The organism is Haladaptatus sp. R4, from assembly GCF_001625445.1.
Lineage (GTDB): Archaea > Halobacteriota > Halobacteria > Halobacteriales > Haladaptataceae > Haladaptatus.
The window spans coordinates 50,206-62,687 of the sequence record NZ_LWHG01000005.1; the positions used below are offsets into that span (position 1 = coordinate 50,206).

General features: G+C 56.0%; 10 protein-coding genes. 5 read left to right on the forward strand and 5 right to left on the reverse strand.

All coding sequences use genetic code 11. The features are described 5' to 3' along the window. Positions 1 to 42 precede the first annotated feature (42 nt). Together hisS and A4G99_RS02605 are read right to left on the reverse strand one after the other, a co-directional pair. Entirely contained in the window at positions 43 to 1,341 is a 1,299-nt protein-coding gene (gene hisS / locus A4G99_RS02600; RefSeq protein WP_066139079.1) for a histidine--tRNA ligase, read from the reverse strand. A 25-nt stretch (positions 1,342 to 1,366) separates the two neighbouring features. After that, the gene (locus tag A4G99_RS02605; protein WP_066139082.1) at positions 1,367 to 2,026 is read right to left on the reverse strand and encodes a diphthine--ammonia ligase; all 660 of its coding nucleotides are present in this window, start codon (positions 2,024 to 2,026) and stop codon (positions 1,367 to 1,369) included. A gap of 152 nt (positions 2,027 to 2,178) precedes the next feature. On the opposite strand from A4G99_RS02605, the gene dgoD reads away from it, so the two are divergent. Continuing rightward, on the forward strand, positions 2,179 to 3,327 hold the full coding sequence (gene dgoD / locus A4G99_RS02610) for a galactonate dehydratase (protein WP_066139084.1): 1,149 nt from the start codon (positions 2,179 to 2,181) through the stop codon (positions 3,325 to 3,327). Positions 3,328 to 3,570: 243 nt separating this feature from the next. On the opposite strand, the gene A4G99_RS02615 is transcribed toward dgoD, so the two are convergent. Further along, positions 3,571 to 4,872 (reverse strand): orc1/cdc6 family replication initiation protein, encoded by a 1,302-nt coding sequence (locus A4G99_RS02615; protein ID WP_082837686.1) that lies wholly within the window; start codon positions 4,870 to 4,872, stop codon positions 3,571 to 3,573. Positions 4,873 to 5,660: 788 nt separating this feature from the next. On the opposite strand from A4G99_RS02615, the gene A4G99_RS02620 reads away from it, so the two are divergent. Beyond that, positions 5,661 to 7,145: a glycyl aminopeptidase gene (locus tag A4G99_RS02620; RefSeq protein ID WP_223301639.1), complete on the forward strand. Its 1,485-nt coding sequence runs from the start codon at positions 5,661 to 5,663 to the stop codon at positions 7,143 to 7,145. Positions 7,146 to 7,237: 92 nt separating this feature from the next. Here A4G99_RS02620 and A4G99_RS02625 read toward each other — a convergent pair whose 3' ends face one another. Further along, positions 7,238 to 8,905: an NAD+ synthase gene (locus tag A4G99_RS02625; RefSeq protein WP_066139088.1), complete on the reverse strand. Its 1,668-nt coding sequence runs from the start codon at positions 8,903 to 8,905 to the stop codon at positions 7,238 to 7,240. A gap of 541 nt (positions 8,906 to 9,446) precedes the next feature. On the opposite strand from A4G99_RS02625, the gene A4G99_RS02630 reads away from it, so the two are divergent. The 3 genes from A4G99_RS02630 (at position 9,447) to A4G99_RS02640 (ending at position 11,918) form a co-directional block, all read left to right on the forward strand. Continuing rightward, entirely contained in the window at positions 9,447 to 10,658 is a 1,212-nt protein-coding gene (locus tag A4G99_RS02630) for a Cdc6/Cdc18 family protein (protein WP_066139164.1), read from the forward strand. A gap of 263 nt (positions 10,659 to 10,921) precedes the next feature. Then, the gene (locus A4G99_RS02635) at positions 10,922 to 11,419 is read left to right on the forward strand and encodes a PH domain-containing protein (RefSeq protein ID WP_066139090.1); all 498 of its coding nucleotides are present in this window, start codon (positions 10,922 to 10,924) and stop codon (positions 11,417 to 11,419) included. Between the two features lie 193 nt (positions 11,420 to 11,612). Continuing rightward, positions 11,613 to 11,918 carry a hypothetical protein gene (locus A4G99_RS02640; protein WP_082837687.1) on the forward strand — a complete coding sequence of 102 codons (306 nt, stop codon included), beginning with the start codon at positions 11,613 to 11,615 and terminating at the stop codon, positions 11,916 to 11,918. A gap of 39 nt (positions 11,919 to 11,957) precedes the next feature. Here the strand turns inward: A4G99_RS02640 and A4G99_RS02645 are convergent, their stop codons facing one another. Beyond that, a complete protein-coding gene (locus A4G99_RS02645) occupies positions 11,958 to 12,254 on the reverse strand; it encodes a hypothetical protein (RefSeq protein ID WP_066139094.1) in 297 nt (98 codons plus the stop codon). Between the last annotated feature and the right edge of the window lie 228 nt (positions 12,255 to 12,482).

A 12,482-nucleotide genomic window follows, 5' to 3' on the forward strand; every position in this document is an offset into this window, starting at 1 on the left:
GCTATCGATCGATTCTCGACCAAAGAAAAGAGAAAAACGACCCTACAGTCGATCGAGGACTTCCGAGACGACTTCGTCCTTCGGTACCTGGTCTTCCTCGCCGGAATCCATGTTTTGAACCGTGACGACGCCCTCGTTCAGGTCTCGTTCACCGACGACGACGGTGTATTCGGCGTTGATGCGGTCGGCGTACCCGAACTGCTCGCCGACGCTCCGACCGGTCAGGTCGGTTTCGACGGTCAGCCCTTCCGCACGCAGTCCCTTCGCGTACTCCATCCCGATTTCGCGCACGGAATCGGAAATCGTCAACACGTAGACGTCCGTCGAGAGCGCCTCGTCGGGCCACTCGTCCAGTTCCTTCAACAACTGCATCGTCGTGGAGTAGCCGAACGCGAACCCGATTGCGGGTACTTCGCGGTTCCCGAACTGCTCGATGAGGTTGTCGTATCTGCCGCCGCCGAACAGCGCGCGGAGGTCGCTCTCGGTCGAAAACGCCTCGAAGACGAGACCGGTGTAGTAGTCCATTCCGCGAACGATGGAGAGGTCGAAGGTACACGTCTCCTCGACACCGTACGCCGAAAGCACGTCGTAGAGGTCGTGCATGCGGTCGATTGCATCGTCAGCGGCATCGCCCTCGGGTGCTTTGTTCGAGAGTTCGACCAGTGCGCTCTCCATGTCTCCGCTGATGGCGGTGAGTTCGTCGATCTCCTCGGCGGTTTCGCGGTCCACGCCTTCGAGTTCGAGGTTGTCGAGGAACTCCTCTCGACTGATCTTCTCCTTCTTGTCGATGACGCGCATCACGTCCTTGCTTCCCTCCACGTCCATCGCGTTGAGCAAGGCGTCCAGCAGTTGTCGGTCGTTCAGTCTGAACTCCACCGAGTCGGCGACCCCGAGTTTCTCGTAGATGGTGGCCGCACAGGCGATGATCTCCGCGTCCGCCTCGACCGATTCGACGCCGAAGATGTCGATGTCGGTCTGGAAGAACTCGCGGTCGCGTCCCTTCTGGACCGCCTCGTAGCGCCAGCGTTTCGAGGTGTCGAACCACTTGATCGGCGTGCCGAGGTCCTTTCTCTGTTGGACCAACCGCGAGCGAGTCGGCGTCTGTTCGGGGATGAGCGTGACTTCGCGTCCGCCTTTGTCCTCGAAGCTGTAGGTCTGTTCCACGATTTCGTCGCCCGACTTCACCCGAAAGAGGTCGGTGGGTTCGACGCTCGGCGCGTCGATCTCGCGGAAGCCGAACTCGCGGGCCGTCGCTTCGACGGTGTCCACGAGTTCGCGCCACGCCGCCCACTCCTCCGGGTAGCGGTCGTAAAAGCCTTTGAGGCTCTCGAATTCGTCCATGGTTCGCGTATCGGAGGCGAGCGCTTTACGTTTGGCTATCTCGTGTGTCCTCCGGTTCGAGTTCGAACGTCGCGACGATGTCGTCGCCTTGCCGCTTCGAGCCGACGAGTTCGAGATCGATCCGCGTCTCGAACGACGGTCCGTCGACCGTAACGGTGTGGTACTCCCCTCCTTCGCCCAACGGGTGAACACCGCGTTCGTGCAGGTGGTTCAGAAACGTCTCGTCGAGCGGCCGCCCGAGCCATCGCTCGTCGATCTCCGTCGAATCGAGTTTCGCGACGCGGGCCTCGAACCCCCTGTCCAGGAACGTCCGGTAGGTCGCGGTCGGTTCCCGGTCCCAAAGCGGAAACACCGGTGTGACGCCGGTTTCGTCGCAGATCGATTCGACCCATTCCCTATCGGCATCGACGTCCACGGTGCCGAACACGCCGTACTTCTCGTCGAGTGATTCGAGGACGCGTTTGAACTGTTCCTCGTACGTCTCCCACGTCACCCGTCGTTGCACGAGCGTCGTCCCGACACTGCGGGCCTGTCGCCGGATGAGTTCGTGGTACGACCCGGCATCGCGGTCGTCCCGTCCGTCGACCATCATCGTGACGAACCGCGAGACGTCGTACTCGTCCACCGCCAAATCCCACGCCAGACTGCTATCCTTGCCGCCGCTCCACGAGCAAAACGCGTCCATACGTTCTCCGACGATACCCGTCGCGACGTGTTGAACCGTTCCGTTCGCAGTCGTCGGAGAGCCCCCATCCGATAGACGGCGCTTACCACCACCGGGCCGCGGTGTCTGTCGCGACCCAAAATCACTACCACCGCCCGCGACAACAGTCCGACATGCGAATTACGGACTACGAACTGTTCGCCGTCCCGCCGCGTTGGCTGTTCCTTCGAATCGAGACGAGTGACGGACTCGTCGGTTGGGGTGAACCCGTCGTCGAGGGCCGTGTGAAGACGGTCCGCGGCGCGGTCGAGGAACTGATGGACGACTACTTGGTCGGCGAGGATCCGATGCCGGTCGAGGATCACTGGCAACGACTGTATCGTGGCGGATTCTACCGCGGCGGTCCCGTTCTGATGAGCGCCATCGCGGGAATCGATCAAGCGCTGTGGGACATCCGTGGAAAGGCGTTCGGCGCGCCGGTGTACGACTTGCTCGGCGGCCCGGTCCGCGACCGGGTACGCGTCTACCAGTGGGTCGGCGGCGACCGCCCGGCGGGCGTCGCCGAGGCCGCTCGCGAGAAGGTGGACGCCGGATTCACGGCGCTGAAGATGAACGCGACGCCCGAACTCCGTCGAATCGACACGCCCGCGGCGGTCGATTCGGTCGGCGAGCGACTTGAGACGGTTCGAGAGGAAGTCGGCCCGGACGTGGACATCGGCGTCGACTTCCACGGGCGCGTGGCGAAGTCGATGGCGAAGCGACTCGCCGACGTCCTCGAACCGCACGACCCGTTCTTCATCGAGGAACCGGTGCTTCCGGAACAGAACGAGTTCCTCCCACAACTCGCGGCTCACACGTCGATTCCGATCGCGACGGGCGAGCGGATGTACTCCCGTTGGGATTTCAAGGAGGTGTTCGAATCGGGCGCAGTGGACGTGATTCAACCCGACCTCTCGCACGCGGGCGGAATCACGGAAACGCACAAAATCGCGTCGATGGCCGAGGCCTACGACGTGGCGCTCGCGCCACACTGTCCGCTCGGCCCGGTCGCACTCGCGTCCTGTCTACAGGTCGATGCCTGCTCGCCGAACGCGTTGATTCAGGAACAGAGCCTCGACATCCACTACAACGAGGGCGGCGACGTGCTCGATTATCTGGCCGACCCCAGCGTCTTCGACTACGAGGACGGGTACGTCTCGCTCCCCGGCGCCCCCGGATTGGGCGTCGAACCGGACGAGGAAACCCTGCGCGAGCGCGCCGGTCACGACGACTGGCACAACCCAGTCTGGCGACACGATGACGGCAGCGTCGCGGAGTGGTGACGGTTCGGTGTAATTCCGTTGTTTGCGTATCCATCCATCGGAAATGGTTGTGGTCACACACCAGTTGTAGAGTGTCTTGAGTCTCCTACGGAAGCAAGCTAAAGCAAAAAGCCACGATGTATTTAAAGAGATGATTTTTAGGAGTCGATTTTGTGACTAGTATCTAGTGTTCACACTACTTGAAGAGGTACTCCACACACAGATTTTGACGTTCGGAACTACTGTACACAGAGAGGTTCAGGTTCACCAGTCTTGGACACGGCGTTGGTCGAGATTATCATTCAGTTCGGAAAATCGGTTATCGTCGATAAGGATATCGTACACGAGGTCAGAATCTTCGACAAGCCGATTGAGGAGATTGATGCCACCGGAACGACCTCGATTCTCCTTTTGGATGTCGATAAGGCCGAGAAATGCTTGCTCTTTCAAGATATCACGGAAGCGCCGCTCGGAGAGTGTGTCTAAATCGATTGTCCTGCAAATATTCGAATACTGGCGGTAGACGAGTTGTGTGGCGAATTCGTCTTGTGCCGAGTTGTTTGTGAGAATAGAGAGTGCTAAGAGCACTGCTTTTGCTTGTTGTGGAACCCCCTCGATAAGTTCCTTGAAGCGATCCTTTTCTGCTTCAGTACGCGCCTCTCGGACATGCGCTTCAGTTACCTGCTCTGCATCCTGCTTATATGCTAAATTGCCCGAATGACGAAGGATGTCAATTGCCTTTCGTGCATCACCGAAGTCCTGAGCCGCAAAAGCCGCACAGAGCGGGATAACGTCGCTCGTTAATACATCGGATTGGAATGCGTCTTTCCGGTTTTCCATGATCTGCTCCAACTGAGTGGCGTCATACGGTTGGAAGGCCATCTCCTTTGGCTGCAGACTCGACTTTACTCGTTCGTTCAGATCATCTGCCCATTCGATCTTGTTACTGATCGCGATAACTCCGATACGACAGGATGTGCTACCGGATTCACCGGCTCTAGACAGTTTCATCAATATGCTATCGTCAGTCATCAAATCTGCTTCGTCGAGGATGATGATGGCAACGTCATATTGGGAATCCAAGACTGTCCAGAGTCGCTCATAGTAGGCAGCAGTAGAGAGACCAGTTTCAGGAACTCGAAGCTGTGTTACATCCGGTTGGTTGTAATGGCGCGCAAGGGTCGAAACTGCTTGTGTCTCGGTGCTATGGGTTGAACAATCGACGTATGCTGTGCCAATACTGACCCCGTCTTTCGCTAACTCCTTTGCACGGGTTGTGACGTGGCGCGAAACCAGTGATTTCCCTGTTCCCGTTTTCCCGTAGATAATTACGTTTTCAGGTGAGTGCCCATTGACGGCACTTCGCAGTTCTTCCGCTAACATTCGAATTTCGTCATCTCGGCCGACGATCCGGTCGGCACTTGGGACGTGATCGATTTCGAGCAAGCCCTTATTTGAAAAGATGTTATCTTCTTGCTCGAAAATTTCACGAGCAACGTCGAACCCCTCACCACCATCTGTTCGTAGCTGGGATTGGTTTGGCTCGTTACCACGAGACTGGTTCATACACCAACTATTTGTAACAACTCACATATATCTCCTATGATATTATGGGGCCTCCTTTCCGACGTTAATTATTGTGCTTATCGGCGTTGCAACGCATTTGGCGGCGTATTTGCAGTGGATTGTATTGAACTACGTTTCCGACGTATAGTCATCTGTTCTCCCCTTTGTTCCGATGTTTCTACCCGATTTAAGCGTTCTTGGGCTGTATTTCGATCTACTTTCCATTTATATATCATAACCTTGTTTCCGAAGTTTGAACCGGTTCTCCCCCCTCTTTTCCGATGTTCCCGAAATCTCATCGAAGGAATTCATTTTTCACTCCCTCCCCCCGTGTTTCCGACGTTATCCTCTAGTGGAGACTCTATACAGAGAACACCCACACCCCCCGTGTTTCCGACGTTTCTTCTAGCGACTTTCTAGACTTAGATTTCAATTAGAAAACACTCCCCACTCGTCTTCTAATTGCTGTGTGAGTGGAAACCAGTGACTTCAATTCCCTGTTCCGGTTAGTCATCGACTGCTTCCATAAAGAGACTCACATAGAATTTCGTAGAACGTCGGAAACGTGGGGGGTGTGTGCTTTCTTTTCTCCCAACAAAGAATACTGAAACTGACCTTCTAGAACGTCGGAAATGGGATTTCTCCATCTCACTTAAAAACTGTTTCCTTGGGAAACTCGGAAGTTCCGGAAACTCATCCTCCACTGCAAACCATCATACAACTTTGATCGACCCTGTTTTCGTTCAGGCGACGTATAACAAAACTCCATCCGGCCGACGTGGCTGTAAATGGGGTCTGTGGGTCTGGTTACCGGGAGGACAGTCGTATTACTACTCGTGCTGTCGCTCGTCGCTGGCACGTTCGCTCCGCAAGCGACGGCACAATCGTCGGGCGGACAGTCGTCGAGCGGGCCGCCGTCCGTTTCGATTTCCATCGAGCGGCACGCGTCCCAATCCGGCACCGTTCGCTATCATCTCGATTTCGAGACACCCGACGACGGGAGCCACTTTTGGCTCATCAATTACACCGGAAACGTGGTGTCCTCGGATGGGTTCGTCAGCGACCAAACGGGGAACGGAAACCACGCACTCCGTTGGGACGGCGAGACTGACTCCCCGTCGATGACGATCACCACGAGTGTTCACTCCGGAAGCGGTCGCGAGTTCGCGGCGACCGACGACTGGGCGCTCGCACCGACGCCGAGGATGTCGGTCGCGTGGGAATCCACGGCCGCCGACGACTGGAGCTATTTTCACCCCCTCCAGGACGACTATCCGGATCGGAGCGTTTCGTTCGCCGATTCCGGCGTTCTCGGGTCGGCGTTCACGTACGTCGGAAAGTACCACGAACGCGTCCGTCACGCGGACGGGCAACGATTTCGGATGATCGTCGCGGCCGATGCGTCTCCAGCCGAGTCCCCCAAGTCGATTTTCAACTCGCTCAGCGCGGCGAGCAAACGGATTCCCGGCCAGCCCCCGGACGACGTACTGATGTTCGTCCTCCCCGACCCGATTTGGCGCGGTGGGTACTCCTCGCCGAAGTACGGCGAACTATGGGTACACGAAGACGCCCGCCTCGACGATCCACAGAATCTCTGGTTACACGAGTATTTCCACACGCGACAGTCGTTCGAACTGAGCGATAAGATGGAGTGGTTTCGGGAGGCCAGCGCCGCCTACTTCGCGTCGGATCTGGCGATGAAGGAGGACGAAACCTCGAAATCCGCCGTTGTCGGAACGCTCTCGTCGAAATCGTACGACGCATCGACGCTCTCGAAACCGAACACGTGGGCCGACCGTGAGGTCCCGTACTATCGCGGGGCGCTCACCTTGTGGGCCCTCGACGAAAAGATACAGCAGGCGACCGACGGGCATCGTAGCCTGATGGACGTATTTCACCGGATGAACGAACACGATGGGACGGTCACGTACGCCGATTTCCGGAATATCGTCGCCGACGTGGCCGGACGGTCGATGACACCGTGGTTGAACAAGCACGTCACGACGACCTCGAAACTACGCCTGCAGGATCTCAAACAGGCGAACGATGCGGGATCGAACGTCGGCGATGGTGATGGGTCACAGAAGGATGTGGGCGCGGACAAACAGTCCGGCGGTATGAGCGGAATTCATTCCCCAGCAAAGACGGGTAACCTACCTTCGACGCTCGTTTTCTGGGGAGGACTCGGTCTCGTCAGTTTGGTGTTCGGACTGACGGTGGCGCAGTACGCATCCGGTCTGGTGTCCCGGTTCCGCGGTGGAAGGGGGAAGTAAGCCGGTTCTCTCATTTCCTCCTCAGTGTGGCTACGTCGACGAGTATCGTCGTCGAGTCGGCGGACGGACGTGACACACTCCCCCGATTTCGTTCACTCCGGGAGGGTGCTTTCGTACTTCGCCGCGAGCGGGTATCGCCATCCCACGCCGAACGCTTTCGGAGATACCTTGAGCACGGGAGCGGCCTGAAACCGTTTGTACTCGGATCGATGTAGCATCGAAAGTACCCGACGAACCGTTTCGTGGTCGTATCCCGATTCGACCAGTTCGTCGGCGGTCAGCCCTTCGTCAACGTACCCCGCTAGAATCGAATCGAGAACTTCGTACGGTGGAAGGTCGTCCTCGTCGGTTTGATCCGCCCGAAGTTCCGCGGAGGGCGGTTTTTCGATGACGCGTTCGGGGATGGTCGTCTCGGATGCGTTCATCCGATTTGCGAGCTCGTAGACGAACGTTTTCGGGCAGTCCGCTATCGGAGCGAGTGACCCACACATATCGCCGTAGAGGGTGGTGTACCCGATGGCGAGTTCGCTCCGATTACTGGTCGCGAGGAGGAGACGGCCCTGTTCGTTCGCGATGGCCATCAGTGTCGTCGCTCGAATTCGTGCTTGGACGTTCTCCTCCGTGACGCTCGGTTCCTCGTCGAGAACCGGTGCCAACTCCGCCTCGAACGACTCGAAGGTGTCCTCTATCGGTATGTCGAGGAAGTCGATATCGAGGTTGTCGGCGAGTTCGCGGGCGTCGATTTCACTCTCGTCGCTGGTGTATCTGGTCGGCATGGCGACACCGAGGACGCTCTCCTGACCGAGCGCATCGACGGCCAGCGCGGCCGTCAGCGAGGAGTCGATCCCACCCGAAAGTCCGACGAGAACGTCCTCGAACCCCGTTTTGTGGACGTAATCCCTGATCCCGAGTGCGAGTGCCGACCGGATCTCCGCCGCTCCAACCGGGGGTTCGGGGGCGATGTTTACCGTCGCAGGGGATTCGGCGTCGAGCGGGACGTCGTAGACCGCGAAATCCTCCTCGAAGGTCGCGAGTCGGCATGCTATCGTCCCGTCGGGTGCGACGACGAACGAACGGCCGTCGAAGATGAGTTCGTCGTTCGCACCGACCTGGTTCACGAAGACCAGCCACTTGCCGTGGTCGCTGGCGTGTGCACCGAACAGTTGCTCCCGAAATTCGCCTTTCCCGCCGTAAAACGGACTGGCGGAGCTGTTTACGAGCAGATCAGCGCCCGCCGTCACGAGGTCTTCGATGGGGTCCTCGTCGTACTCCGGGCGCTCCCACACGTCGGGTTCGTTCCACGCGTCCTCACAGATACTGACGCCGAGTTCGGTTCCGTCGCCGAGCGTGTGGAGCGGTTGGCTCGTCGCGGGCTCGAAAAATCGGTCCTCGTCGAACACGTCGTACGTCGGGAGAAGCCGTTTCTCGGTCCGACCGACGACCGTTCCATCGCGGCATATCGCCACCGCGTTTTGCACCCCTTTTCCGTACTCGTCGGCGTTCCGCGCGACGAACCCGACGATGGCCGTGATGTCCGTCGCTTCCTCGGCGATTCGGTCGAGCGCGGCAAGCTGTGTTTCGATGAACGACTCGCGTTTTACGAGGTCCTGGGGAGGATAGCCGACGAGCGCGAGTTCCGAGAACACGACCAGGTCGGCGTTCTCCTCGCGTGCTCGACGGATTCCGTCCTTGATCTTCCGTTCGTTGTCCTCGATATCCCCGACGGTGTAGTTCGATTGTACCAGTGCGACCCGATGCATGTCAATATGTCCCACGGGGTCGTAGGGAGTCGAGTGGCAAAGGTGTGGTGTCGGTGAGATGCAGGAATTTTGTTGGTCATCTAGTGGGGCAGGTGCTGTGTTCCTATTCAGTTGTATGGGTACTTGTCTGATTTCCCTGTAGGTAATCCCACTATTTCCAGTTCAACACCCCTCTTATAACACTCCCACCCCGGGTTTCCAGTGCTTCTCTGATCATGTGGCCTCACTTGCTCCAGTGTTACCGCAGCACTTGTTGAATTAATATATTATATTAGAACTCAAAATCTCTAGTACTGTTCTGTTTTGTCACTACTCCACATATATGTTTCGTCTCTAGATATTAGAATCAGTAAATGCGATGCGTCAATTGAGGAAAGCACTGGAAACCCGGGGTGGGGGTGTTATAATATGGCCCTAGCACTGGAAGTGGTGGGGTCACTTATCGTATTTAATAGTACTTAAACGAATGGAGCACCGGAAGCATTGGAACTGGTGGTGGTGGGGTTTTATATCGAAGGCAACTCTTGCTTATTATACACTCATGTCGGATTTCGATTTCACACCAAACGAGTTTCCCTTTAAGAACAGGAATGTATTAATGGAGGACTACACTCCGAATACACTCGTTGGAAGAGATGACGAACTCACAGAGTATCATTCCGTGTTACAGCCTGCAATCAATGGCGAACAGCCTAATAACATTTTTCTCTATGGAAAAACTGGTGTCGGAAAAACTGCTGCGACACGATTTTTGCTTGATCGGCTGGAGCAAAACTCCGTTGAATACAATGTCGATATTAAAACGGCGGTCGTCAATTGTGATGGATTCGACACTAGCTACCGTGTTGCCGTCCATCTCGTCAACAAATTCTGCCCGCCCGAAGAGCAGATTAGCGATACTGGTTATTCGCGTTCGCAAGTTTATGATGCGCTATGGAATGTTCTCGATTCCTGTGGTGGAATTTTTATCCTTGTTCTCGACGAGGTTGATCACCTTCAGGATGAATCGATTCTCTACCAACTCTCTCGTGCTCGTGAAAATCGAAACATCGAAAGCGCTCGTATCTCCGTCATCGGGATAAGTAACGATCTCACTTTCCGGGACCACCTCTCTCCCAAGACTCGTTCGTCCTTGTGCGAACGTTCTATTTCGTTTTCTACATACGATGCGAACGAACTCCAAGAAGTTCTCCGACAGCGTGAGACGGCCGCCTTTACAGATGGTGCGCTTGAAGATGACGTTATTCCTCTTTGCGCAGCCTATGGCGCACAAGAGTCCGGCGATGCGCGTAAAGCCCTTGACTTACTTCTTCAAGCAGGTGATCTCGCCCGGAAAGAAGATGCCGAGATCGTAACGGAAGATCATGTCCGGCGTGGACGCGACGAACTTGAGGAGGAGGAAGTCGCTGTGGGAATTGTCTCGTTAAACCAGCACGAGCAACTGGTTCTGTATGCTCTTACGACATTCGAAGCAAATGAGGAGACGCCGATACGTACGCGATCACTGTACGAGCGATATACCACACTCGCTGAAATGGCGGCGATGAGTCCCAATTCGTCACGATGGATGCGAGCTCAGTGCGATACCCTCGAAATGCTCGGGCTCACGGAAAGCAATCACAGGAACGAAGGACTGGCCGGTGGAAGTTACCGAGAGCACGTTCTGGCGCAGGATTTAGATTTGGTTGTTCAGGCGCTCGACGGAACGATTATGCAGACCGGTATTCATGATAGTATTGAAAAGCATATCTGAGCAAGTGGTCTCCCTTTCGCTTTCCGTGATCGTGTACTCGTGATACCGATCCACTGTATTCAGTGTCTTGAGTCGTGCGGTACTCGAACGATTGTGGAAAGACATGCAATACGGTGAGGGTGTGCCCGGAGGACCGCCCTTTCAGCGCTTTATATCGACGTCGTCACCGTCTCTCCATTTTGGCGGCCGAAAATAGTACAGGCTCGTTTGCACGAACAACGCGGCAAACGTAAAGGTGCTTGCGCCCCTCGTTGTTTCATACCATGACGAAAGATTTGGACGTGTCGTGGCTTCACCTCACACCCGACGAGGAGGTTCTCTGGGCAGGTCACCGGAGTTTCTATCAGACGATTCCGTCGATCCTCGCCGGTATCGTCCTCGTTTTGATCGGTGTCGGTATCATCGGAAGCGGCTACTTCGGTTGGGCGAAGTGGCTCGGCGTTCTTCCGATTGTGGCCGGAATCGCGGTCGCCGTCCCGTCGTTTCTCCGTTGGCGAAGCGAATGGTTCGTCCTCACGACCGAGGAGATATATCACAAGCGTGGCGTCTTCGCACAGGACGTATCACAAATTCGACTGGATCGTGTGCAGGATATTGCCTTCTCACAATCACTTCCGGAACGCATCTTCGATTACGGGACGGTGAGGATACACACCGCTGGCACGTCGACGAACAACCTCGTTTTTGAGAACGTTTCCAACCCACAATCTATCAAAGGACTGTTGACTGAACAGTTGGATAAAATCTCTCCGCGGCAGTGATCTCTGACTCGCTGATTTTCGACGTACAAACTTCGACAACAGAACATACGCGGTTTGAAACGATCTGAAACGGTGCACGACGAGTTTCTCCTTTTATTACCCCCCGGGGATATGGCCGAATCGAGGAAAGCGAAAAATGAGCCAAACTGACAGCGCCTCTCTTTGGACAGGTCCCCAAGAATTCGAGGGTTCTTTGAAGACCCTCCTGGTTGCGGCACGCCGTGGTGCGGTCACGTTCGACCGCTCGTGGACGTTCCGCCGCGAGGACGATCACCCCGACCTCATGGTCGAAGTGACGCGACTTGCGAGCGATCCCGAGACCACACAGACCTGTGGGGAGCACGCACCTACGATGGACGAAACGGAGTTCGAAACCAAACTGTCATCCCTACTCCGAGGCGCACATCGGTCCGGAATCGGCTTCGATCGTGCGTGGACCTTCCGGTGTGCTGATGGTCTCGACCTGATGGTTGAGATCACGCAACTCGCTAAACGGTAAAAAACTCCTCTCCCTCCAAACGATCGATACCCCCTGTTCTTACGCCGCTTCGATGTTCTGTAGCTCGCCGATCGGCTGTCGCTCCTCCGCAATCGGCTTGAGGCGGTCGACTTGGGGATCGAGCCATCCACCGACCCATTGAGTCTCGATGCGGAGATAATCTTCCGCGAATGTTTTCACCAGTATGGTAAATCGGTCGTTCGTTCGGTCGATATCGTGCACGTGGCAATCGATAGTGGTGTCACCGACGGTGACGCGGAGGGGGTCTTCGATTTCGAGGCCGACGAACGAGTCGACGAGATCGGAAACCTTGTGGCGGCTTTCGGTCGCACTCATTACAACTACCGCTTTTTCCCCCATCTCTAAAAAGGGGGAATACGGTTTCAGACTGTTTTATTCGTTAACCGACAACAGGGAAACCGGTACCGTCTTGCGTTTCATTCGTTTTATTATCGAATAACCATCATTCTATCTATCCCTATATAATGAGTGGGAGCACGAAGGTCAACATCTTTTACCGCATCCCCGAAATGATACGTTAGAGATGGTTTGGGAGTGCCGCGA

Excerpts from the sequence above, each read along its gene's own strand:
- A4G99_RS02645 (WP_066139094.1), bottom strand. The coding sequence starts at position 12,254 with ATGAGTGCGACCGAAAGCCGCCACAAGGTTTCCGATCTCGTCGACTCG.
- A4G99_RS02620 (WP_223301639.1), top strand. The coding sequence starts at position 5,661 with ATGGGGTCTGTGGGTCTGGTTACCGGGAGGACAGTCGTATTACTACTC.
- A4G99_RS02630 (WP_066139164.1), top strand. The coding sequence starts at position 9,447 with ATGTCGGATTTCGATTTCACACCAAACGAGTTTCCCTTTAAGAACAGG.
- A4G99_RS02635 (WP_066139090.1), top strand. The coding sequence starts at position 10,922 with ATGACGAAAGATTTGGACGTGTCGTGGCTTCACCTCACACCCGACGAG.
- hisS (WP_066139079.1), bottom strand. The coding sequence starts at position 1,341 with ATGGACGAATTCGAGAGCCTCAAAGGCTTTTACGACCGCTACCCGGAG.
- dgoD (WP_066139084.1), top strand. The coding sequence starts at position 2,179 with ATGCGAATTACGGACTACGAACTGTTCGCCGTCCCGCCGCGTTGGCTG.
- A4G99_RS02605 (WP_066139082.1), bottom strand. The coding sequence starts at position 2,026 with ATGGACGCGTTTTGCTCGTGGAGCGGCGGCAAGGATAGCAGTCTGGCG.
- A4G99_RS02625 (WP_066139088.1), bottom strand. The coding sequence starts at position 8,905 with ATGCATCGGGTCGCACTGGTACAATCGAACTACACCGTCGGGGATATC.
- A4G99_RS02615 (WP_082837686.1), bottom strand. The coding sequence starts at position 4,872 with ATGAACCAGTCTCGTGGTAACGAGCCAAACCAATCCCAGCTACGAACA.